We start from the raw sequence: 26,577 nt of genomic DNA on the forward strand, positions 1-26,577 counted from the left end.
GCCAGATACGCAAAACGCCCCTCGCGGGGCGCGTCTATTGACGTCGCGTTGGCGTGTAGCCCGGGATGGTGAACCCCCATCCATGGGGTTTACCCCTGCGCGCTGGCGCGCTCCGGGGCCAGCCTGCGGCTGTCCAAATTCGTTCCAGACGAATTTGTCGAACCCGGGTAGGGTTCGTCCACACCTCATCTCTCCGCCAGATACGCAAAACGCCCCTCGCGGGGCGCTTTGCGTATCTGGCGGAGAGAGAGTCTGTTTTTGTCACGTTCGGCCCGAATCGCGCAAGTTCGCAAACGTCCGCTAAGTTGTTGACCCTACTAGGGTACTTTGACCGCACCCGTTCGCCGCCGTCTCTTGCGGTTCGCCACAAGCCGCTATATGTTACGGGAACCATAGTGGGAACGGCCAGTTGGGCGGAGACTTCTAAATGACCCGTACACGCAACAAATTGACGGCGCTCAAGGTGCGCTCACTCAAGGAGCCGGGACGCTATAGCGACGGCGGCAATCTCTATCTCTACATCGGCACGAACGGTGCACGGTCATGGGTGTTCCGTTACTCCGATCGGGTAACAGGGAAGGTGCGCGACAAGGGACTGGGGCCGGCTGTCGACATCGACCTGGCCCGAGCACGCGAGCGCGCTACTGTGTGCCGCCTGCAACTGCTAGACGGCGCCGACCCGATCGGCGTAGCACAAGAGCGCCGGCAGACGATCAAGGCCGACCATGCCAAGCGCGTCACCTTCGGTCAGTGCTGCGAGCAGTACATTGCGGCGCACCGGGCCGGCTGGCGCAACGCCAAGCACGCCGACCAATGGGACGCCACCTTGCGCACCTATTGCGCGCTGCTATGGCCGCTGGACGTGGGAGCCATCGACACCGGGCTGGTAATGCGTTGTCTTGAGCCGCACTGGTCGACGAAAACAGAAACGATGACGCGGGTACGGCAGCGCATTGAATCCGTGCTGGCGTGGGCGACCGTGCGCAAGTTCCGCACCGGCGACAACCCAGCGCAGTGGCGTAACCATCTGGACCAACTGCTGCCCAAGCGTTCCAAGGTGCAGAAAGTCGAGCACCGCGCGGCACTCCCCTACGCCGACACCGCGCCTTTCATGGCGGAGCTTCGCCAACGTCAAGGACTCGCCGCGCGCGCGCTGGAACTGCAAATCCTCACGGCCACACGTCCCGGCGAAGCAGTCGGCGCGCAGTGGGACGAGTTCGACGTCGAGGCCGCCGTCTGGACCATTCCCGGCGAGCGCATGAAGGCGGGCAAAGAACATCGTGTTCCGCTGTCGGTGCCCGCGCTGGCGCTGCTGCAGTCCCTGCATCGCATCGACAACAATCTATTCCCCGGCGTGAAGGGCCGCCCACTGACCACCGCCGCCGGCATGCAGCTACTCAAGGAAATGCAGCCGGGCATCACGGCGCACGGCTTCCGCTCCACGTTCCGCGACTGGGCCGCCGAGACGACCAGCCACCCGCGCGAAGTGATCGAAGCGGCGATGGCGCACCGGCTCAAGGATGCCGCGGAAGCCGCATATCAGCGGGGTGATCTGCTGCGCCGCCGCGCGCGCCTGATGGACGACTGGGGCCGGCACTGCGCCAAGCCTGCCGCCGGCAACGTAACGCCGATCAAAAGGAGCAAGCGAGCATGAGCCGGCCGCCCAAGCATCGCAGCCGAATTACGTCCGGCTTCCCGAACGCAAAGCCGCTTGGCGTCGACAAGGTGCGCGAGGTGCAGGAACAGGACGCGGCGCAGCGCAATACGGCCCGGCGCGCAGTGTGGGCGGTGCTGGTCGACAACTACGCGGGCGAGCCGCCCGCCGACATGCTGGACGCGATCGAACGCGCGTGGTCGACGTATCAAGCTGACCGCGCCGCGCTGTCGAATCGAACCAGCGCCAGCCACGAAGCCGGGGACATGCGAGCCATCGCCGACGACTGCCGCCAGCTTGCCAAGCGCATCCCCGTTGCCGTCAAGCACATCACCGCCGGCACGAAGCCCGCGCACGGTGCGGACCTATGGCCGCAAACGCTGGCCCATCGTCTGCAGCAGCGCTTGGAAAACTTCCCCAGCGGCAGCGATGCCGCGCTGTTTGTTGCCGGCGTGGATCTGTGGCCGCTGTTGGAACAGCTACGCAATAGCGTGATGCGTCCGGCGCTGTGGCACATCGACACGACGCTGCCGGCCGATCTGGTGCGCCTGGCCGATGCGTGCGCGCCTGCGCCGAAACTGGAACGCACGACCAAGCCGCACGACATGGCCGGCGCGCGCTTCAACGCGGCATTGCTGGCGCTGGTGGAGCGCGATCCGCCGCCGCAATCGACAGGCCGGATGGAGTGCCGAGGCATAGCGGCAGATATTGCCGCGGCCCTTATGTCGTAAGGCTCGCCGCGTTTCGAGGGAGAAACGCAAAACCGGCCCGATTCCATGCGCATAACTTCTCTAACCAGTCGCGGCAGTTCGCTGCGGATTGGAGAAGCACATGGAACACCAGACGAACATATCGCCCACCTTCCGGCCGCTGGTGCCGGCCTGCCGTGAACATGGCATCGCTCGCACCACCGCGTTCAAGTTGGCCGGCGAAGGCTTGCTTGAAACCTTCACCATCGGCCGCGCCCGGTATGTGTTGGTGGAGTCGCTGAAGTCACTGCCCGAGCGTCTGAAGGCGCAAGGCGGTGCGAAGTGATCCGCGCCCCGATGAGCATGGACGATGCGCGCGCCGTCGTAGCCGCAAACCTTCCCGGCATGTACTCGCAACGCGACCGCCGCGGTATGGATCGGCTCGCCCGCATCCTGCAGGCGCTGGACGTTGCGCACGCTATCGACCAGCGGCCCATGCACGCCGAGTTGCTAGGCGTGTGGAACACCGAGGGCTGGCAATCGAGCGACCCGGCGGCACTCGCTGCGGTGACCGTTGCCGCAACCCTTCGCCCCGATGGCCTGAGCTACGCCGAGCAAGCCACGCTGGATACCCTGAGTGCTGGGGGTGCAGCATGATTCCCGAGTGTGGTCTCCCTGTTAAACATTGCGACTACGAAAACCTGCGCATCCGCGAGGTGATCCCCGCGCCAGCCGGCTGCTTTTCAGTGCTGGAAGGACCCGAGGGAGTGAAGCATCGGCGCGTCGTCGCATTCGCCCTCGTGACTTCGGATGGTGATTCGTGGCTGGAGCCGTTCGGCGAAAACGGCCTTGTCTACGGCAGCCGACTACCGGGTGAGATTCCGCGCGCGCTCGAATGGGTGTCGCAAGGAAACCCCCGATGAACAATCTTGAATACGCCGCGCAGCTGGCCGAGGCTGGGTGGCGCGTCCATCCCTTGCGACCCGGTAGCAAGCTGCCGATGTTGCCGGGCTGGCAGCACGCTGCAACGAATGACGCCGCGACCGTCGCCGCGTGGTGGACAGAAACCCCCGCCGCAGGGATCGGCATTGCTACCGGCGCGCCTGTGATCGTCCTGGACGTCGACACCAACGGCAAGCCCGGCACGGAATCAATCGCCGCGCTGATCGCCGAGCACGGCCCATTGCCGCAGACGCTGACCGCGCGCACCGCGTCGGGCGGGTTTCACTATTATTTTTCGACGTCCGAACCGATCCGCAACAGCGCCGACAAGGTAGGAAAGGCGCTGGACGTCCGCGGCGCTGGCGGCTACGTCGTCGCACCGCCGACCACGGTCGACGGCTGCGAGTACCAATGGGCCGACCTTTCCCCGATCGCACCGGCCCCGGCTTGGCTTGTTGCTGCTGCGCTGGCCCCGGTCGCTGATCGCCCCGCAACGTCGGCAACGATCGAGGCAACTCCCGAACTACTCGCCGACCTCGCCGACGCGCTCACGGTGCTGGACGCGGACAGCCGGGACCAATGGATTGCCGCGGGCGCTGCGCTGCGCTCACTCGGCGAAGCTGGCCGAGAATTGTGGGTCTCATGGAGTGCGACAAGCGACAAGCACAACGCGGACATCGACCCGGATACGTTCGAGACCATCGGCCACGACTCCACAGGCCCGGCCGCCATCTTTGCGGCTGCTGCGCGCAACAATTGGCAGAATCCAGCAGCGATGCGCCGCGCGTCTGAGTTGTTCGGCCGCCAGCCGTTGCCGAGCGACGCGCCCACCGGCCCGACGTTGCAAACGGTGCAGATTGCCGACGTCATGGGCGCGACCGTAGCGCCGCCGCAATTCATCGTTAATCCGCTGATCCCTGCCGGCCATCTGACTCTGTTCGGCTCGCATGGCGGTAGCGGTAAATCAATCCTTGCGCTGGCTATCGGCGCGCACGTTGCGGCCGGCCAGCCGTGGGCCGGACTTCCGGTGCAGCATCGCCCGGTGCTCTTTGTGTCGCTGGAAGATGCCGCGGAAATTGTGCGCTACCGGCTGCGCAAGATTATCGAGGGCTACCAGTTGGACCCCGCCGCGGTACTGGCCGGGTTGACGATTCTGGACGGTAGCGCCGGGCTGTCCGCGCTCATGACAGAACATGCCGCGTTCGGCGTGCGCTCGCTGGTGCCTACGGCGACGCTTGGCGAACTGCGCGCCGCGGTGGGCGGTGCCGGGCTGCTGATCATCGACAACGCCAGCGACGCATACGACGGCCCCGAGAATGATCGGCGGCAAGTGCGGACGTTTATCCGTGAGCTGGCCGGACTGGGCCGCGGCAACAATGCCGGCGTGATGCTCCTGGCTCACATCGACAAGGCCGCGGCGCGGTTCGGCTCGCAAGGCAACAGCTACAGCGGTTCGAGCGCTTGGCACAACTCGGCGCGGTCACGGCTGGCGCTGGTCGACACGCGCACCGGGAAGGATCTGGTACAGGAAAAGCTCAACCTGGGCGCGAAGGCCGCACCGATCCGGCTCGCCTGGACACCTTCCGGCGTGCTGATCCCCGACCGCGCCGAGTACGTCGACGGTGCAACCGGATCGGATGCCGACGAGGTGCTGGCGGCGATCGTTGCCGCAGTGGCGGATGGCGTGAACGTCCCCACGGCGCGAAGCGGTCCAGCGACAACGCAACGCGTACTGGAAAACCTGCCCGACCTGCCGGCGACGTTGCGCGGCACGCGAGGGCGCGAGGACTTTTGGGCGGCCGTTACCGACCTGCAGCGAAGCGGCCGGATTGTGGTCGAGGAATATCTAAACGACTCGCGCCATCGACGGGAGAAATTTAGCGTTGCGCCAGTGCGCCAGTTAGCGCCAGTTGTAGAACCAGCGCAAACCAGCGTATCGGCGCATGGAACGCGCGCCAGTGCGCCAGTTCCCGGTGCAAGGGTATAAGGGATATGCGAGCCGCAAATAACCAGCGCATTACCGTCCCTGATTTAGCGGAGCGCATTGCCGATTGTCTGGCGACGCTGGCGGCTACAGCTTGCGCATCGTCCATCCCTGTTACCGGCGATGGCCGAGTGAGTGAAGCCGACGCGGCGGGACTGGTGGGGCTGGCGGCCGGCACGTTGCGCAATCTGCGCGCCGGTTCCTGCCCGCTGGCGTTCTACAAAGTCGCCGGCCGCGTGACTTACCGCCTGGCCGACCTGGCCGAATTCATCGAGCGCCAGCGCGCCGACGCGTGAAGTCGTTGCACGCAACCGCACGCAACCGCATAGGAACGCACGCAACGACATAGGCGGCCCGAAGACGACTCGGCACGCTGGAAGCATGCCGCGTGCAACCCGCACGCCCCAGCTGATCGGGACGATCGCCATGCAGACGCTTGAACTGAAACTCACCGCAGACCCGGCCGCCGCCGGCAGCTTTACGGGCCTCGCGAGCACTCCCGATCTGGACCGCAGCGCGGACGTTATCGAGCCCGGCGCATGGGCGCAGACGTTGGCCGCGTGGCAATCGCGAGGCGGCCGTATCCCGCTGCTGTATCTGCACCGGCAGGATGAACCGATCGGCGCGATTACCAGCGCCAGCGCCACCGGCCGCGGGCTGGAAGTCGCCGGACAAATTGCCATCGCCACGCCGACCGGCGCGATTGCGTATGAGCTGGCGAAGGTGGGCGGCCTGTCACTGTCGATCGGCTATGTGGTCCCCGCAGGTGGGGCAACGATGGTCGGCAACGTCCGGCACATCCGCGTGATCGACCTTTACGAAATTTCCCTTGTACCCATCGCAGACAACCCCGCGGCCATCGTGTCGTCGGTGAAGTCGGCGAAGGAATGCAAAACCATCCGTGAGTTCGAGCACCTAGTGCGGGATGCACTGGGCCTATCCGCTCGCGGAGCGAAACACCTAGCGGCCGTGGGCTGGCCGGTGCTGCATCGAGATGATGCCGCACAGCGTCGAGACGATGCGCCGCCCAGCGTAACCGCTCAACAGGTGCGGCAAGCGCTGCGCCTCTCCTAATCGAATCGAGGCAAAAATCATGGATAACGAAATCATCGAAGCCGTGCGCGAGCACGCGGAAAAGATCGAGGCGAAGGCCGCGGCCGATCGTCTGGAAATCAAGGCACTGAAGGATGCGAACGCCGAACAGGCCGAACTGGTCAACGGCATGGCGCAGGAAATCGCCGAGATGAAGACGGGCGCGCGAATCGTCGGCGGTAATTTCAGCGCTGCGCCGTCCCCATCGGCGGAGTTCGTCAAGTCGGCACAGCTTCAGGCCATGCGCGACGGTGCGAACGGTACGGGCCGCGTCACGCTCAAGAGCGGCGGTCTCAAGCTGCTGACCAAGGCCATCTCGAATACCGGCGTGGGTCAGTCGGGCGACCAGTCCTACAGCGTCGCGCCGGATCGTGACAGCAGCAACTTGTGGGCAAATCCTCAGCGTCGCTTATCGCTGATCGACGCTATGCCCACGTTGCCGGTGAGCACGGCGACGTTCCTTTACATGCAGTTGTCGGGATACGCGAACGCTGCAGCCGTGCAGGCAAAAGAAGGCGACGCCAAGGCACAAGGCAGCATGCCCACTGCCGAGGTCACCGCCAACATCGCGACCGTCGCCCACTTCGTGCGGTCCAGTCAGCAGGTGATCGACGACGCGCCGGCGCTGGCATTCCAACTCGACAATCTGCTGTCTTATGGCTGCATGTCGAAACTGGAAAACCTGTTGATCAACGGTGCCGGCGGCGCTGGCCAGATCAAGGGTCTGCTGGCGTATGCAACGCCCTTCGCTGCTGCTGCTGACGCCGCGGCGGATCGTATCGGCGAGGCGCTGGACGAACTGGACAGCAACGGCTGGCATGCGTCAGTGATCGTGCTCAATCCGGCCGACTGGGGCGCCATCCAGCGCGAGCGGTCGACCACCAACGGCCAGTATGTGCTGGGCAGTGCGCGCAACCCGGCGCCGCCGTCGTTGTGGTCGGTCCCCGTGGTGACGTGTCCAGCGCTGGCCGCCGGTACTGCCCTGGTGCTGGACGCTTCGCAGCTGGCGTTGCTGGATCGTCAGGAAGTCGTGGTCGCATCGAGCCGCGAGGATGGCAGCAACTTCACCACGAACATGGTGACCACGCTGGCCGAACTGCGCGCCGGCCTCGCTGTGTTCTCGCCGGGCGCGGTGCTGTCGGTGGATCTGACGCCGACCACGTAAAGAACAACGGCCGCGGTATGTGCGATCGGGGCGGCCAAGTTCATGCCCGACGCACGTCGCCCAGCTGGCGGTGGTGACTCCACTACAACACCAGCATGCAGCGGTACGCGGTAGCCCTTGGGCGCGTCAGCCCGCCGAGCCCTGCAGCCCCCGGCCAGCGCGATCTGGTGCGGGGGCAACCTACCCAACGCGGCGACCGCTCAGTAATTACCCCCCCGTAGGGTCCGTTTGGACCTCCCGCATCGGTCGCTGCGGACCGTGTGGACAGCTAACTTCACGCTTCCACAAATGAGATATTCCGATGGCCGCCCACCGCAAACCGAGCAACGTATTGCAGCTGTCGGGCGCCTTCGCGAAGAATCCGAACCGCGCCCGCACCGACCCCACACCCCGCGGGCCGATCGGTTCAGCGCCCCGGCAGGTGCCGATTACTTTTCGCAAGGCGTGGGATCTGATCGTGAAGGCGTGCCCCGAGGGCGTTCTAGCTGATCGTGACCGCCTGGCCGTCGAGATTGCCGCATCCCTGTTCGTCCAGTTCCGCGCAGCGCCCGCAGACTTCCCCGCGGTCAAACTCGCGCGCCTGCAATGCCTGCTGGCTGATCTGGGCATGACGCCCGCCGCCGCTTCGCGCGTCACTGCCGCCCCGCCGCCAGCTCGCAACGACTTCGACGACTGACAACGCCGAGGGGCCCTGCGCTGTGTGATGATGGGGCCTAGGGTAAGGGGGGGACTATGAAACGGAAGCTTCTACTCGTGTTGACGGGCGTCGTGCTTGTTGCTTGCAGCACTCAAAAAGCACCGCAAGCACCAGCTGTATCGGCGGCCAACTTTTCGAGTGCGTCGCAGGTTCCCAACCACTCGGCCGTGCCGGCTGCCCCACATGGAATCAGCGCGAGTGATCGAGCGGCGATAGAGGTTGAGCTCTATACGTTACAAGCGGATTGCTCTGCGCGCATATCGACAGCAGTCCTTCTTGCACATGGTGTGAAGCATGTAGATTCCCTGCATCTGAGCGAAAGTCAGCTGGTGAAGGACAGTAACGATGCTTTCGAGAAGTCGGCCGCGATTTATAGCGTCTGGATTCAGAAGCTCCAACCGTACCCCGGCGTGATAACAGCACTGAAGGCCATCCGTGCCGCGCAGTACGGATGCGCCACGGATACTGTGATGGACATCGAAAAAGGATTTCTAGACGCCGATACCGCACGCGCTGACTACCGCCGTACCTTTGAGCAAGCTGGGCGCGAGCTGCACGCGGAACTTGATGCTGTGCCGGTAGCCGACGACAAGCACGGCCTAGACATACCCGACGGCTTAAAGTGACGCATCACGCGTGACCGCCGCACCGAAGCCCCCAACGCCACCCGCAACGGTGGCGTTTTCTTTTATGGCCGGGCGTTCCGAGTTACTGCGACTTGGAAGTGAATTTGATCGCTTCGCCTTCGACTACAACGTGTCGATCATTCATCCGCTGATCGTTTCGGACGATGACGGCATCCGCGCCAATCTCAGCGCCCGCTGCCTGCAATTGCGGAATGGCATCGCTCACAGTCGGATCGGTCCAGCCGGGTTTGTAGCGCTTGGCTGAGACAATGCCGATGGACTCATACGCCCGCTGCGGCGGGGAATAAAGAATCTGCACCCGACTCGCGTTCGTAGCTGCGTAAGGCGTGGCGAGGTTGCTGTGCGCCTGGTACGTGCTGCACCCAGCGAGCGCACCGATAAGCGCGAGGCCTACAAAAATCTTCATCCGTGTTCCCCTGAAATCCCCGATACCGAAGGTCAATCCTGCGCCGTTTTGCACCACAAACTGAAGTGGGAACGGGCATGGGTTCAAGAATCATCGTCCACAAAAAAGCCCCATATTTCAGGGGCTTAAATGCGTATCTGGCGGAGAGAGAGGGATTCGAACCCTCGATAAGGCTTTTGACCCTATACTCCCTTAGCAGGGGAGCCCCTTCGGCCACTCGGGCATCTCTCCGGGGGTTTCTTCGCATCGCTGCGGAGCCCGCAAGGATACCGACCGGCATGGTCGAGGTAAAGACTTAAATTCGCGCGCTCCGCGCGATCAATGCCCGGCGGGCTCGTCTGATGCACCGCCCGTTTCGTTCTCGCCCTTGATCCGCTGGTAAATTTCCTCGCGGTGGACGGCCACGGTCTTCGGCGCGTTGATGCCGATGCGTACCTGATTGCCTTTCACGCCAAGAACGGTAACGGTCACCTCGTCGCCGATCATCAGGGTTTCACCGACCCTGCGGGTCAGAATCAACATGATTGCTACTCCATAATGCTGTTGGTCACAGGCTCGCGGCCTGGCGGTGCCTCACCCCTGAGCGTCCGCCAACCCGCAGTTCGACGATTGATCCGTCGAAGGCCCTACCGCCTTCCCGGCTCACAGCCAAAACACTCCTGAGCGTCCTGACTGGCGACGCCACCGTCCCCGGCAGCATCGACACCCGGCCGATAGTACTTGAGCCTGATTCGTAAGCGCAACGCGTCCGTACCCCGCCAAACGGCCCCCCGTTCATGCTCCGAACGGGCTACTGGGCCGCGATCCACCCGGGCAGGGTCGACAGGGCCGCCGGCAGGTTCGGCGCGTCGGCTCCGCCGCCCTGGGCCATGTCCGGGCGGCCGCCGCCCTTGCCGTCGATCTGCGCGGCGACGTGCGCCACCACGTCACCGGCCTTGATCCGGCCCAGCGCCTTGCCGTGTACCCCGGCAATCAGGGAAACCCGGCCATCGACCGCGCCGGCCAGCAGGATCACGCAGTCGCCCAGTTGCTGCTTGAGCTGGTCCACGCTGTCGCGCAGCGATTTCGCATCCAGCCCCTCCAGCCGCGCCGCCACCACCCTGATGCCGTCGACGTCCTCCGCCGCCGCGGCCAGGTCGGCGGTGGCCGAACCGGCTGCCTTGCTGCGCAGCGATTCCAGCTCGCGTTCCAGCTTCTTCTGGCGGTCGAACAGCTGGCGCAACTTGTCCACCGCATCGTCGCCGCTGCTGGAGAGCAGTTGCGAGAACTCGGCCAGGCGGCGTTCCTCGTCGGCCACCCAGGCCAGTGCGCCGGCGCCCGTCACCGCCTCGATGCGGCGCACGCCCGAGGCCACGCCGGCCTCGCCGACGATCTTGAACAGGCCGATGTCGCCGGTACGGCCGACATGGGTGCCGCCGCACAGCTCGGTGGAGAACTCGCCCATCTTCAGCACGCGCACCTCGTCGCCATACTTCTCGCCGAACAGCGCCATCGCGCCGAAGGCGATGGCGTCGTCGTAGGCCATGTGGCGCACTTCGGCCACGGCGTTGCGGCGCACCTCGGCGTTGACCAGCACCTCGACCTCGGCCAGCTCGTCGCGGCTCATCGGCTTGTTGTGGGCAAAGTCGAAGCGCAGGCGATCAGGCGCCACCAGCGAGCCCTTCTGCGTGACGTGGATGCCCAGCACCTTGCGCAGCGCGGCGTGCAGCAGGTGGGTGGCGGAATGGTTGAGCACGATGGCCTGGCGCCGGGAGGCATCCACCTGCGCATCGAGCGCATCGCCGACATGCAGCGGCCGTGCGCCGCGCCAAGTGCCGGCATGGCCGAAGAACACGCCGCCCATCTTCAGCGTGTCGCCGACCTCGAAGCGGCCGGCCGCATTGGCCAGGGTGCCGGTGTCGCCGACCTGGCCACCCGACTCGGCATAGAACGGCGTGCGGTCGAGAATCAGCAGGCCTTCCTCGCCGTCGGCGAGCTGGTCGACCTGGTTGCCGCCGCGCACGATGCCCAGTACCTTGCTGCCGGTGCCTTGCAATGCCTCGTAACCGAGAAATACCGTGGGCCGCAGTTGGCTTGCCAGCTCGGCCGGCATCTGGCCCTTGGCCTCGAACTTGCCCGCGGCGCGGGCGCGCTCGCGCTGTTCGTTCATCGCCTGCTCGAAGCCGGCCATGTCCACTTCCAGCCCGCGCTCGCGCGCAATATCGGCGGTAAGGTCGACCGGGAAGCCGTAAGTGTCGTACAGGCGGAACGCGTCCACGCCCGGGATGACCCGGCCCGACTTCACCGCGACCTCGTCGAACAGGCGCATGCCGTGCTCCAGCGTCTCGCCGAAACGCTGCTCCTCGGTGCGCAGCGCGTCCTCGACGAACGCCCGCTTCGCCGGCAGCTCGGGATAGGCCTGGCCCATTTCCTCGACCAGCGGCTGCACCATCCTCCAGAAGAAGTCGCCGCGCACGCCGAGCATCCAGCCGTGCCGCAACGCGCGGCGGATGATCCGGCGCAGCACGTAGCCGCGGCCCTCGTTGGACGGCAGCACGCCGTCGACGATCAGGAACGCACAGGCGCGGATGTGGTCGGCGATCACGCGCAGCGATTTGCTGGAAAGATCCTTCGTGCCGGTGAGCTCGCCGGCGACGCGGATCAGGTGCTGGAACAGGTCGATCTCGTAGTTGGAATGCACGTGCTGCAGCACCGCGGCCAGGCGCTCCAGCCCCATGCCCGTGTCCACGCAGGGTGCGGGCAGCGGCGAGAGCGTACCGTCCGGCGCGCGGTCGAACTGCATGAACACCAGGTTCCAGATCTCGATGTAGCGGTCACCGTCCTCGTCCGGCGAACCGGGCGGGCCGCCGGCCACGCCGGGGCCGTGGTCGTAGAAGATCTCGGTGCACGGACCGCACGGGCCGGTATCGGCCATCTGCCAGAAATTGTCGGAGGCGTACGGCGCGCCCTTGTTGTCGCCGATGCGCACGATGCGCCCGGCCGGCACGCCGATCTCCTTGTGCCAGATGTCGTAGGCCTCGTCGTCGCTCTGGTAGACGGTGACCCACAGCTTTTCGGCGGGCAGCTTGAGCACGCCGGTGAGCAGCTCCCATGCGTAGGCGATCGCGTCGCGCTTGAAATAGTCGCCGAACGACCAGTTGCCCAGCATCTCGAAGAAGGTGTGGTGGCGCGCGGTATAGCCCACCTGGTCCAGATCGTTGTGCTTGCCGCCGGCGCGCAGGCAACGCTGCACGTCGGCCGCGCGCACGTAGGACAGTTTCTCGCTGCCCAGGAACACGTTCTTGAACGGCACCATGCCCGAGTTGGTGAACAGCAGGGTCGGGTCGCTGGCCGGCACCAGCGAGCTGGACGGCACGATGGTGTGGCCCTTGGAGCGGAAGTAGTCGAGGAAGGCGGAACGGATGTCGGAGGTTTTCATGCGGATCAAAAGTGGCAGGCGATAAAGGCCACGCCGCGGCCAGGCCGCCCGACCCGCCAACCCATCATCTGCGGATGGCGGATTTCAGGAAATATCGTCGGCTTCGTCCACATCGGCGTGGGTAACACTTCGTACTGTGGCGGCGGCAAAGCCGCGGCGCAAGAGGAATTGCGCCCGCCGGGTGCGTTCGGCGGGGTCCGCCGTGCCCGTACCACCATAGCGGCGACGCAGCTGGGCGGCGGCCGAAGCGGCCCAGTCGACCTCGGCCGCATCCAGCAACTCGCGAATGCGCGCGTCGGCCACGCCATGGCTTTTCAGCTCTACGCGCAGGCGCAGCGGGCCGTAACCCTGGGTGATCCGGCTGCGCAGCAGCACCTCGGCGAAGCGGTCGTCGTCCTGGTAATGCTGCTCGCCGAGCCGGTCCAGCGCGGCGGCGGCTTCGTCGCCTTCGTAACCGCCCTGGCGCAGCTTGGTCTTCAGCTCCTTGCGCGAGTGCTCGCGGCGCGCCAGCAGGCCCAGCGCCTTGTCATAGGCGCTGCGCTTCGGCCTGGCCGGATCGTCCTTGCCGGGCGGGCGCTTCATGGCCACGCAAACGGACATGGCCCGGACAAGCCGGGCCATGTCTTCCGCCAGAGACGATCGACGCCCACGGATCAGACTTCCTCGAGCGCCTCTTCCGGCGCGGCGGGAGCCGGCTTGCCGACCGGTACCAGCAGGCGCTCGCGCAGCTGCTTGTCGATCTCGTTGGCGATCGCCGGGTTGTCGCGCAGGAACTGGCGCACGTTCTCCTTGCCCTGGCCGATGCGGTCGCCGTTGTAGCTGTACCAGGCGCCGGACTTGTCGATCAGGTTCTGCGCCACGCCCAGCTCGATGATCTCGCCCTCGCGCGAGGTGCCCTCGCCGTACAGGATCTCGAACTCGCACTGGCGGAACGGCGGCGCCACCTTGTTCTTGACCACCTTGACGCGGGTTTCCGAACCGATGATCTCCTCGCCCTTCTTCACCGCGCCGATGCGGCGGATATCCAGGCGCACCGAGGCGTAGAACTTCAGCGCGTTGCCGCCGGTGGTGGTCTCGGGGCTGCCGAACATCACGCCGATCTTCATGCGGATCTGGTTGATGAAGATCACCAGGCAGCCGGATTTCTTGATGTTGGCGGTGAGCTTGCGCAGCGCCTGGCTCATCAGGCGCGCGTGCAGGCCGACGTGGGAGTCGCCCATCTCGCCCTCGATTTCCGCCTTCGGGGTCAGCGCGGCGACCGAGTCGACCACGACCATGTCCACCGCGCCCGAGCGCACCAGCATGTCGGCGATTTCCAGCGCCTGCTCGCCGGTATCCGGCTGCGACACCAGCAGGTCGTCGACCTTGACGCCCAGCTTCTCCGCGTAGGTCGGGTCGAGCGCGTGCTCGGCGTCGATGAACGCGGCGGTGCCGCCGGCGCGCTGGCAACTGGCGATCGCCTGCAGCGTCATGGTGGTCTTGCCGGAGGATTCCGGCCCGTAGATCTCGACCACGCGGCCGCGCGGCAGGCCGCCGACGCCGAGCGCGATGTCCAGCCCCAGCGAACCGGTGGAGACCGTCTCGATCGCCTCGTTGACCCGATCGCCCATGCGCATGACCGCGCCCTTGCCGAACTGCTTTTCGATCTGGCCGAGGGCGGAGGTGAGCGCCTTGCGCTTGTTGTCATCCATCGTCTTGTGTTCCGGTTGGGCTGTGATTGGGGGACATGATGCCCGGATCGGATCTCACCGGCTGCGATCAACGGGTGCGACACGGGGAATCGACGCTGGCGGCCAGTATCCCACACCGGTCAATCGGGTCTGGCGGCGGATCGCGCGTCACTCCGTCAGTGTTTTGCGCAGGCCGATGAGCGCCGCCGCCACGGTCTGCCGGCGCACGGCCTCGCGATCGCCCGGAAAATGGAACTGCCGCGCATGACCGTAGCCGCCGCGGCGCTTCCAGCCGATCCACACGGTGCCGACCGGCTTGTCCGGGGTACCGCCGGACGGCCCGGCGATGCCGGTCACCGCCACCGCCACGCCGGCGCCGAAGCGTGCCAGCGCGCCGGACACCATCTCCAGCGCGGTTTCCTCGCTGACGGCCCCGCTGTGCTCTAGCGTGCGCGGATTGACCCCGAGCAGCGCTTCCTTCGCCTCGTAGCTGTAGGTCACCACGCCGGCATCGAACCAGGCCGAACTGCCCGGCAGGTCGGTCAAGGTCTTGGCGATCCAGCCGCCGGTGCACGACTCGGCCGTCACCAGCATCAGCCGGCAACGTTGCACCTCGTCGGCCACCGCGCCGGCCAGCGCCAGCAACTCGGCATCGGTAGGAACGGACGACGACTCCATGCGAGACTCCCGGACTTGGACGAGACTTTGCGCCACGCGCAGAGGCACCGTTCTACCTGTTCCGCGCGACCACGCCAAGACTTGCATTGCATGAGCCAAGACGATCTCACCAAGCACACCCCGTTCATGCGGCAGAATGTCCGTATGGTGAACAACCCCAAGCGGGGCGCGGGTTCCGGGGCACACAGACCCATCGGATAGCCCACTTGGACGGAACTTGGACGCCGAAAACATGGGTTTTGACCCGGGTACAACCCCGAAAAAGCACTTGGACGGCGCCCAAAATCCGCCCTCGTTTGGACGTCCAAACGCCCACGCCCGAACGCACCAAAAGTCGGCGACATGGCCATCTCAAAGCGTGGATAGCGCCCACCACTTGGCCGACTCCTCTAGCGAGCCCGGAGTGCTTGGAGTTGGCCCAGCCCAGAGGGCTTCCCTGGCAAGTTGGCCGAGATGACGACCAGCGCTGGTCGCGACGAGAACGGAGTGAAGTGGTCCACGGGCGCGTTAGGGGTCGACGTGGCCGCCTGCACCTGAGACGGGCAAGCAATCCAGAACAGCTGGAGCGCTGATGGCGTACCACCACACCGGGAACAAGGCCCACGGTGCGGTGCGAATTGACCAGAAAAGGTTGGTTGGCCGGTGGATAGCTGGGCCAAGTTCGGGCTAATCAGGACCTGGGCGTCGTCCAGGCCCGGGTTTCACGCTGGTCGCGCGAGGGAAGACCTCACAACCCCACTACCCTGATGTAAGCGGCGCGCAATGCCTCAGCGTCCACGGCTGCGTGATGTCGGCGCGCCGCCCTCTCAGGCCTGCAGCCAAAATAGATCTCCAGTTCACCCAGGACGCCTTGGTGTGTGACGAGCACCGGCTCCCACGCCGGCACCTCACCGCTCCACGTTCCAAACCCCGTCAGCGCCCTCGCCAACTGTCGCTTATCGATCGCCCCGTCGAAGTGGATACGTGGGTGGTCGAAGGACGCCACGAACGCCCGTAGTTGTTCACCGAAGCTCTCATCCGAGAGCGCTGCATCACCACCGTCCAGGAGTGGGTAGACCACCTTGCTGACGAAGGAAGACGGCGCTCCGGGGCGTGGAGCCCGCTCGGCGTAGAAGCATTGGGTGGCATCCGCGCTGACCAGGGCCAAGCTGACCAGCTCGCGCACGGCATCGTTGTTCCACTCGGTGTCGAGAAAGAGAAGATCGGCCATGCTGGGCCCCAGTAGCCGCCACATATTCAGCCTGAGAGTCGCCGTCACCGTGCTGGCCATGCCAGTCGGATGCAGACGGAGCATAAGACACGGCGGCTGCCGTTATACCTGCGAGTCTCTGCCGCTGGGATCTGACTCTCTTTCATGCCGTGCATCCCATCACGCCGCCCTCGCACATCATGCTGATGGTGGCGCGATGGCCGGCTATCTCACAAACCATTGCTACAGTCAGCCCGATAGCAGCTGTGACGCCGACAAGGCTTTATGTAAGCCGTCAGCGCCGACCACCCAATCGCGTAGTAAAGCCCGAACAGCCTGACGGGCTGGATGATTCGCCAACCGCTACCCGCAGCACGACTTCTGTTGCTGGATCGGTGGACACGGCATGCTGCCATAGGAGCAGAACACGCAGCAGTCGCCCGCTTTCGGCCGGAGCAGCTCGCCGCAACCCCCACAGTCGTAGAAGAACTGGCATGCGTCAGTCGGCATGGTCTCGGTGGCCTGATGGCCGCAATGCGGACAGGTCAGCGTGCTCTGCAGGATGAGTTCGGCCGTCATGCGTTTCGCCGGAGAAATGAATGGGAAGTGTCGGCAGGGTTTTCGCTGCGCCCATGTCTATCGTGTCGATTCACTGGGCATCCATCGCATCGCTGGCCGTGCGGCAGGACGCGCTGCGAGGCGGCGCCAGCAGATCGCGGACTGAGACCGCCACCATCAGCAGCAGACCCGGATAGAGGAGCCATCCGGTGCGATGGCCACTGGCCCGCATCACCCATACCGCCAGCAGCACCAGCAGCGGACCGAGCATACCGAGTACGGCACGCGGCCACTGCCGGTGACTGAGCCAGCCCAACGCATTGGCGAGCAGCGCGATGGCGGCAAACGCCGGCAACAGGATGCGAATGAACAGACCTTCATACGGACTCAGTACGCCCAGCCCGATCACTGCACCGAGACTGGCCAGGGCGGGAAAGCAATTCACGCAGGCCGCTGCCGAGACGACACTGCCGATCAGTCCGGCCTTGTCGGCCAGCCGAGTGAGCAGGGACATGGGGGTTCTCCTTTCGCGCGGAATGCTGACGGTCTAAGGTATTCCCGTAGTCAAGTACGGAGTCAAGTCCATGCCATCCACACAGGAAACGTTTTCCATCGGCGCCTTCGCCAAGGCAGCCGGGGTCAATGTCGAAACGATCCGCTTCTACCAGCGCAAGCGCCTGCTGGCGGAGCCCGTCCGTCCGTCGGGCGGCATTCGCCGCTACGGAAACGCGGAGGTCGCGCGGGTGAAGTTCGTGAAATCCGCGCAGCGATTGGGATTCAGCCTCGATGAGGTGGCGCAGCTACTGCGGTTGGAGGACGGCACCCATTGCACGGAAGCGGCCAGTCTGGCCGCGCTGCGGCTGGCCGATGTACGCCACCGGCTGGCCGACCTCGCACGCATGGAGGCGGCCCTCGCTGCGCTGGTCGAGCAATGCGGCACGCGTCGGCGCAGCGTGTCCTGCCCGCTGATCGCCTCGCTGCATGCCTGCTGAAATGGCGACAGGCAGGATGTGACAGGCATGACGCCGGTGAAGTGTATCGGCTGGGTGGTGTGACCACGCCATCGCCACTCCGCCATGGCCCGTCGCGGAGCATGCCGCCTTGGCTGCCTCGTCGTCGCGCCCGTTCAGGGCATGGGCCGCGCGTGATCTGACCATTGCGCCGTGCCCTGGATCAGTTCGGCCCGCACGCAATGCGCGTCCGTGATCGACGTTACCGTGGCTTGCCCGCTCGCGGCGAAGTGTTCAATGGGCACGCCTTTGCCGGGAATCACGTACGCCAACCTCATGACCTGCAGCCGCGTGCCGACGGCGGGCAGTGGCGTAACCCGGTAGCAGATGTCCAGCTGCCGGCCGTTGACATGACCAATCCAGCCGTCGGCGTAAGTATTGGTCGCGTGCGCGATCGTGCCGAGGGTCAAGCCCGTGAATAGCAGGGCGATGCCGAGATACGCAGCGTGCGCTTTCATCGTTGTACTCCAAAATCATCGGACTACCGTGACAGGCGCGGCCACAAACCCCACGAGGCACGTGGCCGCACTGCCACCCCCGCCGGTCGGCCCCTGCCGGAGGCAAGCACCGGTTGGCGGTGGTTCCCGATCAACCTGCCGAGCTGATCGCCGTCACCGTGCTGGCCATGCCGGCCGGATGCAGGGTGAACCGCACCGACTCGCCCACCTTCACCTTTTGCAGCAGCGCCGGCGGGTCAGCCTTGAAGGTCATGGTCATGGCCGGCCAGCCGATGGCCGTAATGGCTTGGTGCTGGAGCGTGATCGTGCCCTTGGTGGTGTCGATGGCCTTGACGACGCCGACGCCCTGCGCCTGAGTGGGTTTCGCCGTTTGCATACCGGCCATGCCGGGCATGTTCGGGTCCATTTGTTGGGCGAACGCGGCGGTCGAGGCTAAGGCCAGCGCACTGGCGCATGCGAGGGTGAAAACGTACTTCTTCATGGTCGGGTCTCCTGGGGTGGATGAAACGCTGGGGTGGACTGCGTTGCTTTGTGCAGCCGGTACCGCATCAGCAGCCGGAACGCCGCCGGCAGCACCAGCATGGTCAGCAACGTCGCGGTGACCATGCCGCCGATCATCGGCGCGGCGATGCGCTGCATGACTTCCGAGCCGGCGCCGTGGCCGAGCAGGATCGGCAGCAGGCCGGCGATGATGACTGCCACGGTCATCGCCAGTGGCCGCACGCGCTGCGCCGCGCCCTGGCGAATCGCTTCATCCAGCGCGTCGACACCGGCGTGCGGATCGAGCGCGAGTTGCCGATCCCAGGCGTGGCGCAGGTACAGCAGCATCACCACGCCGAACTCGGCGGCGACGCCGGCCAACGCGATGAAACCGATCACCGTCGCCACCGACACCGAATGGCCGAGCAGCCAGATCAGCCATAGGCCGCCGACCAGTGCGAGCGGCACATTGGCCATGATCAGCGCCGCCTCGCTGGCACGCCGGAACACCACGTAGATCAGCGCGAAGATGATCAGCAGCGCGACCGGTACTACCAGCTTGAGTCGCTCCGCCGCACTGGCCAGATATTGGAACTGGCCGGACCAATCCAGCGTGGCGCCGGGCGGCAGCGTGACCTGTCGGGCTACGGCCTGCTGCAACCGGGTGACCACGCCGCCGAGGTTGCTACTGGCCGTGTCGATGTAGACGTAGGTCGCGAGCTGGCCGTCCTCGCTCTTCAGCATCGACGGCCCCGCCGCGACGGTGATGTCGGCGACCTGGCCCAGCGTGAGCTGGGCACCGTTCGCGGCCACGATCGGCAACTGCCGTAACGCCTGCACCGAATCGCGATCCACACGCGGATAGCGCACCACGATGGGAAAGCGCTCGCGCCCTTCGATACTTTGGCCGACGGGATCGCCGCCGACCACCGTGGCGATCAGCTGCTGGATCTGCTCCTGCGTCAATCCGTAACGTGCCGCCTCGTCGCGGCGGATGTGCACGTCGACATAGCGCCCGCTGGTCGGACGCTCGGCCACGGCCGAGCTGACCCCAGGCACGGTCTTGGCGACCGTTTCGATGCGGTCGGCCACCGTCTGCAGCGTGGCCAGGTCGGTGCCAAGCACCTTGATGCCAATCGGGCTCTTGATGCCGGTGGAGAGCATGTCGATGCGGTCGCGGATCGGCGGCACGAACAGGTTCGTCAAGCCCGGCACGTGCACGGCCCGATCGAGATCGGCCTTAATCCTGGCCATCGTCATGCCGGGGCGCCACTGATCCTTCGGTTTGAGGGTGATGATGGTCTCGAACATCTCCAGCGGCGCCGGATCGGTGGCGGTGTCCGCGCGCCCCGCCTTGCCGAACACGTGGGCCACCTCGGGCACGGTCTTGAGCATGCGGTCGGTGAGCTGCAGCAACTGTGTCGCCTTGCCAGACGACAGTCCAGGCAAGGCCGTCGGCATGTACATCAGCGTGCCTTCGTCCATCGCGGGCATGAACTCGCTGCCAAGGCGGCTGAGCGGCACCAGCGCCGTGAGCAGCACCAAGGCGGCCAGCCCCAGCGTAGCCTTCGGAAAACGCAGCACCGCGTTAAGGATCGGCCGGTACAGCGCGATCAGGCCGCGATTGATCGGATTGGCGTGCTCGGCGCGCAGATGCCCGCGCACCAGGTAGCCCATCAGCACCGGCACCAGGGTCACCGCCAGTCCGGCGGCGGTCGCCATCGCGTAGGTCTTGGTGAAGGCCAGCGGCTTGAACAGCTTGCCTTCCTGGCCCTGCAGCGCGAACACTGGCACGAACGACAGCGCGATGATCAGCAGGCTCACGAACAGCGCCGGCCCCACCTCCACGGTGGCCTCGGCGATCAACGCCCAGCGGGCGGCGCCCTGCGGTTCCTCGCCATCGTGCGCGTCGCGCCAGTGCTCCAGGTGTTTGTGGGTGTTCTCGATCATCACGATCGCCGCGTCCACCATCGCGCCGATGGCGATGGCGATGCCGCCCAGCGACATGAGGTTCGCCGTGACGCCCTGCAGGTTCATCACGATGAAAGCAGCGAGCACGCCCAGCGGCAGGGTGATCACGGCGACCAGCGCCGAACGCAGATGGCCGAGAAACAACACGCAGACCAGCGAGACGACGAGAAACTCCTCCAGCAGTTTTTCCCAGACGTTCTCCACCGTGGCATCGATCAGCTGGGAGCGGTCGTAGGTGGGCACGATCTCGACGCCCGGCGGCAGACTGCGTTGCAGCTGCGCCAGGCGCGCCTTCACCGCCGCAATGGTGGCCTTGGCGTTCTGGCCCGAGCGCATCACGATGATGCCGCCGACCACTTCGCCCTGGCCGTCCAGTTCGGCGAGGCCGCGCCGGAAGGTCGGGCCGCGGCGCACCGTCGCCGCGTCGCGCAGCCGCACCGGCACGCCGTTCGTGTTGGCGACGATCGGCACGTTCTCGAAATCCGCGCGGGTCTTGAGATACCCCTCGCTGCGTACCATCAACTCGGCCTCGCCCTGCTCGATCACCGAGCCGCCGTTGGCGCCGTTGGCGGCGCGCACGGCATCGACGAGCTGCGTCACCGTGAGACCGCGCGCGGCCAGCGCCTGCGGATCGGGCACGATCTGCCAGGCGCGGTCCATGCCACCCAGGGTGGCCACCTCGGCGACACCCGGCACGGTCTTCAGCTGATAGCGCAGGAACCAATTCTGCAGCGCGGTGAGCTGGCCAATGTCGTGCCGGCCGGTGCGGTCGACCAGCGCGTACTCATAGATCCAGCCCAGCCCGGTGGCATCCGGACCGAGTGCGGGATTGACGCCGGCCGGCAGTCGATCGCGCGCCTGGCTCAAGTACTCCAGCACGCGCGAGCGCGCCCAATAGAGGTCGGTGTTGTCGCTGAACAGCACGTCCACGTAGGAGTCGCCGAAGAACGAGTAGGCACGCACCGTCGTCGCGCCGGGCACCGACAGCATGGTGGTGGCCAGCGGATAGGTCACCTGATCCTCCACCACCTGCGGCGACTGGCCGGGGTAGCTGGTGCGGATGATCACCTGGGTGTCGGAGAGGTCCGGCAGCGCGTCGATGGACGTATGCCACGCCGAGAACACGCCCACCGCTGCCAGCGCCAGCGCGGCCAGCAGCACGAACACGCGATACCGGATCGAAACGCGGATCAGCGCGGCGATCATCGCCCGTCTCCCATCGGCATGCCCGGCATGGCGGCGCTGGCCGCCGGCGCGGGCTCGCCCGTCTGCAGGCGTTGCAACGCACCGGACAAGCTCGCCTCCGAATCGATCAGGAACTGGCCGGACACCACCACGCGCTCATCGCCGGTGAGGCCGGCAAGGACTTCGGTGTAGCCGTCCGCCGAACGACCGAGACGCACTGCCACCGGCCGGAAGCGTCCGTCACCTTCGGCCACGATCACCCGCGGCGCGGAACTGCCGGTGGCGATTACCGCATCGTCGGGCACTACCGGTTCGGGCGAACCGGATGCCGGCTGCAGCCCGACGCTGACGAACATCCCGGGACTCAGCGTGTGATCCGGATTTGCCAGCACGATGCGCGCACGCTGGGTGCGGGTCATGGCGTCGATGTCCGGCAGCAGGGTTTCCACCTGGCCGTGGAACACCTGGCCGGGCAAGGCCGCCGCACGTACGGTCACCGGCGTGCCGGCGCGCACCGCGCTCGCCGCGGCCTGAGGCAGCGCTGCCTCCACCCACACCGTGGACAGGCCGTTGAGCGTCATCAAGGTCTGCCCGGCGCCGACCTGCTGACCTTCGCGCACGTCCAGCGCCATGACCACACCGTCCTGTGGCGCGTGCAGCGTGATGTGGCCGTCCCGTTCCGAAGCGATGTCCTGCGCGGTCAGGCCCAGCACTTGCAGTCGCTGTCGCGCGGCTGCGCGCAATGCCTGTGCGTCAGCGGACTGCGCGTGTTGCAGGGCGCGGTATTCGGCGATCGCACTGCTCCATGACGGCGCCAGCAGTTCGGCCAACGGTTGCCTGGCCTTGACGGCGGTGTACGGCGCGCGCACGTCGAGCCGCTCCACCGTCGCGTCGACCCGCGCGCTCACGGTGACCGCGTCGCGCAGGTTCCAGCTCACGGTGCCGGGCACCTGGAGCTGGCTTGCCAGCACCCGGCGCACCACGGGTGCCGTGCGCACGCCCAGGTTCTGCACCGTGGCTGGGTCGATGAGTACCACGTCCTTGTCGGTGCCGCCCTCATCCGCATATTTGGGCACCATTTGCATGCCCATCGGCGACACGCCGGGGTGGTCGAAGTGCTGGTCGGGCACCATCGTGTCGTACCAGTACAACACCTTGCGCTTTGCGCCTTGCGTGTCCGCCATGGTGCTGGCCGGCATCGATGCGGAGCCAACATGGCGACCGCCGACATAGCCCAGCGCCAGCAGCACGGCGGCACCCGCCAGCGCGCCGATCACGATACCGATCCGTTTCATGGCAGGTTCTCCGAAGACAGAGTGGATTCGGGCAGCAGATAGGCCAAGGCGGCCCAAGCGCGGGCGCGGGCGGCCAGTGCATCGGCGTAGCTCAGACGCAACGCGATCTCGTCGCGTCGTGCATCCAGCCACGGCTGCAGCGTGCCGCCGCCACGATAGGCGGCCAGCGCCACCCGGCTGCGGTCACGCGCCAGCGGCAGCAGCGCCGTGCGATCGCGTGCGATCTGCCGCCCCCAGCCCTGCCAGGCGGCGACGTCGCGCGCGACGGTTTCGCGTTGCGCGCGGCGGGCATCCTCGTGCGCCGACTCGACCGCATCGCGTTGCGCCTGCTTCGCGCTGATGTCGCGGTCTTGCCGGTTGCGCGTGAACAGCGGCAGGCTCACGCCGACCTGCACCATCACCATGTCGGACAGATACGGCGCACGGTGACCGTAGGTCACGTCCACACTCCAGTCCGGATGCTTCGAGGCGCGCGCCTGCGCCAGCGCGGCGTCGGCCACCTGCTCGCGGGCTTGCCACGCCTGCATTGGCGCCTGCCGATCGGTGTGCTGTTCGAGTTGATCCGGCGCGACCGGCAACTGGTCGAAGTCCGGGGCGTCCGCCAGCGCAGTCGGTACGTCGCCCAGCCAGCGTTGCAAGGACGCGTTTGCCGCCTGCAGATCGGCGTCGGCGGCTTCGATCCGGTTGGCCAGCGTCAGCGCCTCGGCCTGTGCCGCCAGTACGTCCGCCGCACTGCCGGTGCCGCCGTGCAACCGCGCCTTGGCGACCTGCGCCGCGAGGGTGCTTTCGTCGCGCAAAGTTTCCAGCAAAGCGCGCTGCTGCGTGGCTGCCCATACGCCGATCCAAGCGTCGGCGATGCGCTCGCGCACGCTCTGTGCGGTGGCGGTGCGATCGGCCTCGGCGGCATCGACCTGCGCGGCGGCCAGCGAACGATCCGCCGCGCGCGCCGCGTGCGAAGGAATCGCCTGCATCACGCCGATCGTGCGCATGGTCATCGTGTCCGAGCGCAGGCTGAAGGCGCCCGGAGCGGTGACTGGAAAGTTGGAGACACCGAAGGTCAGCGACGGATCGGGCAGGCGCCCCGCACGCACGGCTTCATCGCGCCTTGCGTCGAGATCGGCGTTGCGCGCGGCGAGCAATGGCGCATGGATCACGCCCTGCCGCACGGCGGCGTCGAGTGTCAGGGGAGGCGCACCGGCGGTTTGGGCCGTGGCAACAGTCACCGATCCGCCCAGGATAATAAGCAGAGCCCATGCGCAACGGCGCCGGGCCAAACAGGAAAGCAGCATGAGGGTTCACTCCCGTGATCGATCAGGCGTCGCGCCACGCAGGCACGACGGCACCTCGGCGATGGCCGGGAGGCGCTAGATCAACAGGGAGCAGAACCGCAGGGTGGGAGGTGGATCGGGACGATGCAGGGCCGTGTTCGGCAGGGCGATCCGATCTGCTGTGTTCGCAAGGATCCCCAGCGTCGTGGGCGACGTCGAAGCGAGCAGAAGCGGTGGCACCGTCGGCAGGCTGGCATCGTGCGTCGATACCGTCGTGCCGGCGCAGTGTTCGGTACAACGCGGATCCACACCGTGCTGATGCGAGGTTGGCATCTTTGCCGTAGATCCCATGCCCATAGCCGCACAGTGACTCGTCATGGCGACGTTTATCGGGGCAGTGGGCAAGGTGCAGGCGTAGGCCGCCATGGCCAGTTGCTGGAACAGCAGACAGAACAGCGCGACAACAGTCCAAAGGACTCGGCGACGACGGCTGATGTGAAAGCGTTTGCGCATGGCACTGTCATCATAGCGCAGCTGGAGTCGAGTCCAGTCAAGGGGCGACAGTGTGGATGGTGCACCACTCCAGCGATCCTCAGGAGGAGCCTGATGGGGTGTCGATAGTGAGGCATGAATGACCTCGATTTGGTCTTGACATCGGCAGATTCCATGCGTATCGTTCGCCCGCCGCCAGAAAGCCTCTCTGCCTTCCGGTGGCACTTCCCAGACAACCAAACCACGAGAAATGGACAGTTACCCTCCTAGTCGATACGCCAGCTTCGGACGCACCGTGCCGGTGTTGGCGTGCCCGTTGAACAACGCAAGCCCTGACGGCGGCCGCGCTCGGTCGGCCGGCGCTTTCCACGACTAGGAAAGTCCGGCTCACCTGCCGCGCCACCGTTGGCGCGAACAAGGTGAGCCATGAACAAGCTGTACCTGCACGCAGTCCGTCGTCGCGCGGCTGGTGCCCTTCACTCCCACAATGTCCCGCGCGGTTCTTGGAACCGTGCGCGTGTCGTCGTGGCCACGACGCCCTTGCATCGCATCGTCCCCATGCGCGCGCAATGGCAGCGCAACACCGCCACCGGTGCGCTGGAATGCCGCTGGGTTTGCGATGCACTGGCCGCGCCGCGGGCGACCCGAAACAAGACGCGTCTTGCCGCCAGTGTCCCCATGCCCCGGCCGCTTCGCGGCGCTGGCTTGCGCCCTCCGTTGCGTCAACGTGTTCGAGGATGAGTTCCATGCGACCTCCCCCTGCCGGTAACACGCCCTTCCTTCCACACTTCCGTCTGGACGTGCACGCGCTGCGCGCCGCCCGCATCGCGCCGATGTGAGCTGGCTCGCGTCCGTGTCGCCCTTGCGGCGAACCACGAGAACCGAGCCATGCAACTCTTCCTGTACACCCGTCGACCGCTGCACACGTCGAACCCGTTGCTCAACGTCTACTTTTCCTGTCGCACCGCCCGGCCGTCATCGCCTGGCCTGGTGGTGACGCTGCTACGCGCCGCGGTACATGGGTATCGCGGCCTTTGGCAGGCACGCCGCGCCCGCAACGCCTGAGAACCCGCGAGCCCCGGCGCCGATGCGCGCAGGGGCTGTCCTGTGCGCGCCGGTGGTTTCGCTGCTGGCCAGAGAAACGGAAGACATGCCCATGATGAACATCCATTTCGTCGGCGAGTGGTTCGACTGCTGCGCTCCCGAAGCACTGCTCATGGATCCCGAAGCGGTCCGTACCCATTGCGAACTGCTGGTGGCGCGCCGTCACCTGCCCATCCGCTACGGCCACTTCACCACCACGGCCGCGCAGGGTGTGATCGGTGCGATGACCGGCAACGGTATCCATCTGGTGGTGTGCACTTTCGCGGAACGCAACGCCGTGACAGCCGACCTGTTCGTGGAAGAAAGCGAACCGGCCGAAATCGCCGCCGCCATGCAGGTCTTCCACGGCCTGCGCGATGCGTTCCGTCCGCTGCGGGCACTGCTCCATCGCGTGCAGCCTGATGGCCTCGCGTTGCCTGTGCGGGGCCGCACGCCGTGCAAGCCCACCGAGGTATTCGCCACCAAACCGATCTTCCGCACCGCCTGATACGCAGGTGGCCGCCCCCGATGGCGCGCCATCTCCCC

At 66.1% G+C, this 26,577-nt stretch carries 29 protein-coding genes and 1 tRNA gene; 14 read left to right on the plus strand and 16 right to left on the minus strand.

Features of this window, described 5'->3' with window-relative positions:
• Positions 1 to 427: 427 nt before the first annotated feature.
• The 11 genes from AC3WRN_RS12390 (at position 428) to AC3WRN_RS12440 (ending at position 8,849) form a co-directional block, all read left to right on the plus strand.
• Positions 428 to 1,654 carry a tyrosine-type recombinase/integrase gene (locus AC3WRN_RS12390; RefSeq protein ID WP_492623187.1) on the plus strand — a complete coding sequence of 409 codons (1,227 nt, stop codon included), beginning with the start codon at positions 428 to 430 and terminating at the stop codon, positions 1,652 to 1,654.
• A complete protein-coding gene (locus AC3WRN_RS12395) occupies positions 1,651 to 2,385 on the plus strand; it encodes a hypothetical protein (RefSeq protein WP_492623188.1) in 735 nt (244 codons plus the stop codon). The genes AC3WRN_RS12390 and AC3WRN_RS12395 overlap by 4 nt, the downstream gene beginning before the upstream one ends.
• A gap of 100 nt (positions 2,386 to 2,485) precedes the next feature.
• Complete coding sequence (locus AC3WRN_RS12400; protein ID WP_492623189.1) at positions 2,486 to 2,689, plus strand: hypothetical protein; 204 nt, start codon at positions 2,486 to 2,488, stop codon at positions 2,687 to 2,689.
• Between the two features lie 11 nt (positions 2,690 to 2,700).
• Positions 2,701 to 3,000, plus strand: a complete 300-nt coding sequence (locus AC3WRN_RS12405) for a hypothetical protein (RefSeq protein WP_492623190.1) — start codon at positions 2,701 to 2,703, stop codon at positions 2,998 to 3,000.
• On the plus strand, positions 2,997 to 3,266 hold the full coding sequence (locus tag AC3WRN_RS12410; protein WP_492623191.1) for a hypothetical protein: 270 nt from the start codon (positions 2,997 to 2,999) through the stop codon (positions 3,264 to 3,266). Before AC3WRN_RS12405 ends, AC3WRN_RS12410 begins: the two co-directional genes overlap by 4 nt.
• Positions 3,263 to 5,272, plus strand: coding sequence for a bifunctional DNA primase/polymerase (locus AC3WRN_RS12415; protein ID WP_492623192.1), 2,010 nt, complete (start codon positions 3,263 to 3,265; stop codon positions 5,270 to 5,272). Before AC3WRN_RS12410 ends, AC3WRN_RS12415 begins: the two co-directional genes overlap by 4 nt.
• A gap of 128 nt (positions 5,273 to 5,400) precedes the next feature.
• Entirely contained in the window at positions 5,401 to 5,565 is a 165-nt protein-coding gene (locus AC3WRN_RS12420) for a hypothetical protein (RefSeq protein WP_492623193.1), read from the plus strand.
• 130 nt (positions 5,566 to 5,695) lie between these two features.
• The gene (locus AC3WRN_RS12425; protein ID WP_492623194.1) at positions 5,696 to 6,343 is read left to right on the plus strand and encodes an HK97 family phage prohead protease; all 648 of its coding nucleotides are present in this window, start codon (positions 5,696 to 5,698) and stop codon (positions 6,341 to 6,343) included.
• 19 nt (positions 6,344 to 6,362) lie between these two features.
• Positions 6,363 to 7,526: a phage major capsid protein gene (locus tag AC3WRN_RS12430; protein WP_492623195.1), complete on the plus strand. Its 1,164-nt coding sequence runs from the start codon at positions 6,363 to 6,365 to the stop codon at positions 7,524 to 7,526.
• Positions 7,527 to 7,827: 301 nt separating this feature from the next.
• On the plus strand, positions 7,828 to 8,202 hold the full coding sequence (locus tag AC3WRN_RS12435) for a hypothetical protein (protein ID WP_492623196.1): 375 nt from the start codon (positions 7,828 to 7,830) through the stop codon (positions 8,200 to 8,202).
• Between the two features lie 56 nt (positions 8,203 to 8,258).
• Positions 8,259 to 8,849 carry a hypothetical protein gene (locus AC3WRN_RS12440; RefSeq protein WP_492623197.1) on the plus strand — a complete coding sequence of 197 codons (591 nt, stop codon included), beginning with the start codon at positions 8,259 to 8,261 and terminating at the stop codon, positions 8,847 to 8,849.
• A gap of 82 nt (positions 8,850 to 8,931) precedes the next feature.
• Here AC3WRN_RS12440 and AC3WRN_RS12445 read toward each other — a convergent pair whose 3' ends face one another.
• The 10 genes from AC3WRN_RS12445 to merC all read right to left on the minus strand — a co-directional run bounded on the left by AC3WRN_RS12445 (position 8,932) and on the right by merC (position 17,303).
• Positions 8,932 to 9,276, minus strand: coding sequence for a hypothetical protein (locus tag AC3WRN_RS12445; RefSeq protein WP_492623198.1), 345 nt, complete (start codon positions 9,274 to 9,276; stop codon positions 8,932 to 8,934).
• A 138-nt stretch (positions 9,277 to 9,414) separates the two neighbouring features.
• Positions 9,415 to 9,507, minus strand: a tRNA-Ser gene (locus AC3WRN_RS12450).
• Between the two features lie 87 nt (positions 9,508 to 9,594).
• Positions 9,595 to 9,798, minus strand: a complete 204-nt coding sequence (csrA, locus tag AC3WRN_RS12455; protein ID WP_068096753.1) for a carbon storage regulator CsrA — start codon at positions 9,796 to 9,798, stop codon at positions 9,595 to 9,597.
• Between the two features lie 268 nt (positions 9,799 to 10,066).
• On the minus strand, positions 10,067 to 12,694 hold the full coding sequence (alaS, locus tag AC3WRN_RS12460; RefSeq protein ID WP_492623199.1) for an alanine--tRNA ligase: 2,628 nt from the start codon (positions 12,692 to 12,694) through the stop codon (positions 10,067 to 10,069).
• A gap of 84 nt (positions 12,695 to 12,778) precedes the next feature.
• Positions 12,779 to 13,315 carry a regulatory protein RecX gene (locus tag AC3WRN_RS12465; protein WP_492623200.1) on the minus strand — a complete coding sequence of 179 codons (537 nt, stop codon included), beginning with the start codon at positions 13,313 to 13,315 and terminating at the stop codon, positions 12,779 to 12,781.
• A 32-nt stretch (positions 13,316 to 13,347) separates the two neighbouring features.
• Positions 13,348 to 14,385 carry a recombinase RecA gene (gene recA / locus AC3WRN_RS12470; RefSeq protein ID WP_068096761.1) on the minus strand — a complete coding sequence of 346 codons (1,038 nt, stop codon included), beginning with the start codon at positions 14,383 to 14,385 and terminating at the stop codon, positions 13,348 to 13,350.
• A 147-nt stretch (positions 14,386 to 14,532) separates the two neighbouring features.
• Positions 14,533 to 15,042 (minus strand): CinA family protein, encoded by a 510-nt coding sequence (locus AC3WRN_RS12475; protein ID WP_068096764.1) that lies wholly within the window; start codon positions 15,040 to 15,042, stop codon positions 14,533 to 14,535.
• A 727-nt stretch (positions 15,043 to 15,769) separates the two neighbouring features.
• Positions 15,770 to 16,252, minus strand: coding sequence for a hypothetical protein (locus AC3WRN_RS12480; protein ID WP_492623201.1), 483 nt, complete (start codon positions 16,250 to 16,252; stop codon positions 15,770 to 15,772).
• Between the two features lie 342 nt (positions 16,253 to 16,594).
• Complete coding sequence (locus tag AC3WRN_RS12485) at positions 16,595 to 16,810, minus strand: GDCCVxC domain-containing (seleno)protein (RefSeq protein ID WP_492623202.1); 216 nt, start codon at positions 16,808 to 16,810, stop codon at positions 16,595 to 16,597.
• A gap of 70 nt (positions 16,811 to 16,880) precedes the next feature.
• A complete protein-coding gene (gene merC / locus AC3WRN_RS12490) occupies positions 16,881 to 17,303 on the minus strand; it encodes an organomercurial transporter MerC (protein ID WP_492623203.1) in 423 nt (140 codons plus the stop codon).
• A gap of 70 nt (positions 17,304 to 17,373) precedes the next feature.
• Here merC and merR point away from each other — a divergent pair, with 70 nt between their 5' ends.
• Positions 17,374 to 17,781, plus strand: coding sequence for a mercury resistance transcriptional regulator MerR (gene merR / locus AC3WRN_RS12495; RefSeq protein ID WP_492623204.1), 408 nt, complete (start codon positions 17,374 to 17,376; stop codon positions 17,779 to 17,781).
• 134 nt (positions 17,782 to 17,915) lie between these two features.
• Here merR and AC3WRN_RS12500 read toward each other — a convergent pair whose 3' ends face one another.
• The 6 genes from AC3WRN_RS12500 to AC3WRN_RS12525 all read right to left on the minus strand — a co-directional run bounded on the left by AC3WRN_RS12500 (position 17,916) and on the right by AC3WRN_RS12525 (position 24,969).
• On the minus strand, positions 17,916 to 18,257 hold the full coding sequence (locus AC3WRN_RS12500) for a hypothetical protein (RefSeq protein WP_492623205.1): 342 nt from the start codon (positions 18,255 to 18,257) through the stop codon (positions 17,916 to 17,918).
• A gap of 130 nt (positions 18,258 to 18,387) precedes the next feature.
• Positions 18,388 to 18,738 carry a copper-binding protein gene (locus AC3WRN_RS12505; protein ID WP_492623206.1) on the minus strand — a complete coding sequence of 117 codons (351 nt, stop codon included), beginning with the start codon at positions 18,736 to 18,738 and terminating at the stop codon, positions 18,388 to 18,390.
• Entirely contained in the window at positions 18,735 to 21,914 is a 3,180-nt protein-coding gene (locus AC3WRN_RS12510) for an efflux RND transporter permease subunit (RefSeq protein WP_492623207.1), read from the minus strand. The genes AC3WRN_RS12505 and AC3WRN_RS12510 overlap by 4 nt, the downstream gene beginning before the upstream one ends.
• On the minus strand, positions 21,911 to 23,188 hold the full coding sequence (locus tag AC3WRN_RS12515; RefSeq protein ID WP_492623208.1) for an efflux RND transporter periplasmic adaptor subunit: 1,278 nt from the start codon (positions 23,186 to 23,188) through the stop codon (positions 21,911 to 21,913). The genes AC3WRN_RS12510 and AC3WRN_RS12515 overlap by 4 nt, the downstream gene beginning before the upstream one ends.
• Complete coding sequence (locus AC3WRN_RS12520; protein WP_492623209.1) at positions 23,185 to 24,411, minus strand: TolC family protein; 1,227 nt, start codon at positions 24,409 to 24,411, stop codon at positions 23,185 to 23,187. Before AC3WRN_RS12520 ends, AC3WRN_RS12515 begins: the two co-directional genes overlap by 4 nt.
• A 141-nt stretch (positions 24,412 to 24,552) precedes the next feature.
• The gene (locus AC3WRN_RS12525; protein ID WP_492623210.1) at positions 24,553 to 24,969 is read right to left on the minus strand and encodes a hypothetical protein; all 417 of its coding nucleotides are present in this window, start codon (positions 24,967 to 24,969) and stop codon (positions 24,553 to 24,555) included.
• A gap of 867 nt (positions 24,970 to 25,836) precedes the next feature.
• Here AC3WRN_RS12525 and AC3WRN_RS12530 point away from each other — a divergent pair.
• Positions 25,837 to 26,013 (plus strand): hypothetical protein, encoded by a 177-nt coding sequence (locus tag AC3WRN_RS12530; RefSeq protein ID WP_492623211.1) that lies wholly within the window; start codon positions 25,837 to 25,839, stop codon positions 26,011 to 26,013.
• 91 nt (positions 26,014 to 26,104) lie between these two features.
• Positions 26,105 to 26,539, plus strand: a complete 435-nt coding sequence (locus AC3WRN_RS12535; RefSeq protein WP_492623212.1) for an S-adenosylmethionine decarboxylase — start codon at positions 26,105 to 26,107, stop codon at positions 26,537 to 26,539.
• Positions 26,540 to 26,577 lie beyond the last annotated feature (38 nt).

The organism is Rhodanobacter sp. FW101-FHT13A11 (assembly GCF_058790335.1).

Excerpts from the sequence above, each read along its gene's own strand:
- AC3WRN_RS12390 (WP_492623187.1), top strand. The coding sequence starts at position 428 with ATGACCCGTACACGCAACAAATTGACGGCGCTCAAGGTGCGCTCACTC.
- AC3WRN_RS12395 (WP_492623188.1), top strand. The coding sequence starts at position 1,651 with ATGAGCCGGCCGCCCAAGCATCGCAGCCGAATTACGTCCGGCTTCCCG.
- AC3WRN_RS12400 (WP_492623189.1), top strand. The coding sequence starts at position 2,486 with ATGGAACACCAGACGAACATATCGCCCACCTTCCGGCCGCTGGTGCCG.
- AC3WRN_RS12405 (WP_492623190.1), top strand. The coding sequence starts at position 2,701 with ATGAGCATGGACGATGCGCGCGCCGTCGTAGCCGCAAACCTTCCCGGC.
- AC3WRN_RS12410 (WP_492623191.1), top strand. The coding sequence starts at position 2,997 with ATGATTCCCGAGTGTGGTCTCCCTGTTAAACATTGCGACTACGAAAAC.
- AC3WRN_RS12415 (WP_492623192.1), top strand. The coding sequence starts at position 3,263 with ATGAACAATCTTGAATACGCCGCGCAGCTGGCCGAGGCTGGGTGGCGC.
- AC3WRN_RS12425 (WP_492623194.1), top strand. The coding sequence starts at position 5,696 with ATGCAGACGCTTGAACTGAAACTCACCGCAGACCCGGCCGCCGCCGGC.
- AC3WRN_RS12430 (WP_492623195.1), top strand. The coding sequence starts at position 6,363 with ATGGATAACGAAATCATCGAAGCCGTGCGCGAGCACGCGGAAAAGATC.
- AC3WRN_RS12435 (WP_492623196.1), top strand. The coding sequence starts at position 7,828 with ATGGCCGCCCACCGCAAACCGAGCAACGTATTGCAGCTGTCGGGCGCC.
- AC3WRN_RS12440 (WP_492623197.1), top strand. The coding sequence starts at position 8,259 with ATGAAACGGAAGCTTCTACTCGTGTTGACGGGCGTCGTGCTTGTTGCT.
- AC3WRN_RS12445 (WP_492623198.1), bottom strand. The coding sequence starts at position 9,276 with ATGAAGATTTTTGTAGGCCTCGCGCTTATCGGTGCGCTCGCTGGGTGC.
- csrA (WP_068096753.1), bottom strand. The coding sequence starts at position 9,798 with ATGTTGATTCTGACCCGCAGGGTCGGTGAAACCCTGATGATCGGCGAC.
- alaS (WP_492623199.1), bottom strand. The coding sequence starts at position 12,694 with ATGAAAACCTCCGACATCCGTTCCGCCTTCCTCGACTACTTCCGCTCC.
- AC3WRN_RS12465 (WP_492623200.1), bottom strand. The coding sequence starts at position 13,315 with ATGGCCCGGCTTGTCCGGGCCATGTCCGTTTGCGTGGCCATGAAGCGC.
- recA (WP_068096761.1), bottom strand. The coding sequence starts at position 14,385 with ATGGATGACAACAAGCGCAAGGCGCTCACCTCCGCCCTCGGCCAGATC.
- AC3WRN_RS12475 (WP_068096764.1), bottom strand. The coding sequence starts at position 15,042 with ATGGAGTCGTCGTCCGTTCCTACCGATGCCGAGTTGCTGGCGCTGGCC.
- AC3WRN_RS12480 (WP_492623201.1), bottom strand. The coding sequence starts at position 16,252 with ATGGCCGATCTTCTCTTTCTCGACACCGAGTGGAACAACGATGCCGTG.
- AC3WRN_RS12485 (WP_492623202.1), bottom strand. The coding sequence starts at position 16,810 with ATGACGGCCGAACTCATCCTGCAGAGCACGCTGACCTGTCCGCATTGC.
- merC (WP_492623203.1), bottom strand. The coding sequence starts at position 17,303 with ATGTCCCTGCTCACTCGGCTGGCCGACAAGGCCGGACTGATCGGCAGT.
- merR (WP_492623204.1), top strand. The coding sequence starts at position 17,374 with ATGCCATCCACACAGGAAACGTTTTCCATCGGCGCCTTCGCCAAGGCA.
- AC3WRN_RS12500 (WP_492623205.1), bottom strand. The coding sequence starts at position 18,257 with ATGAAAGCGCACGCTGCGTATCTCGGCATCGCCCTGCTATTCACGGGC.
- AC3WRN_RS12505 (WP_492623206.1), bottom strand. The coding sequence starts at position 18,738 with ATGAAGAAGTACGTTTTCACCCTCGCATGCGCCAGTGCGCTGGCCTTA.
- AC3WRN_RS12510 (WP_492623207.1), bottom strand. The coding sequence starts at position 21,914 with ATGATCGCCGCGCTGATCCGCGTTTCGATCCGGTATCGCGTGTTCGTG.
- AC3WRN_RS12515 (WP_492623208.1), bottom strand. The coding sequence starts at position 23,188 with ATGAAACGGATCGGTATCGTGATCGGCGCGCTGGCGGGTGCCGCCGTG.
- AC3WRN_RS12525 (WP_492623210.1), bottom strand. The coding sequence starts at position 24,969 with ATGCGCAAACGCTTTCACATCAGCCGTCGTCGCCGAGTCCTTTGGACT.
- AC3WRN_RS12530 (WP_492623211.1), top strand. The coding sequence starts at position 25,837 with ATGCAACTCTTCCTGTACACCCGTCGACCGCTGCACACGTCGAACCCG.
- AC3WRN_RS12535 (WP_492623212.1), top strand. The coding sequence starts at position 26,105 with ATGATGAACATCCATTTCGTCGGCGAGTGGTTCGACTGCTGCGCTCCC.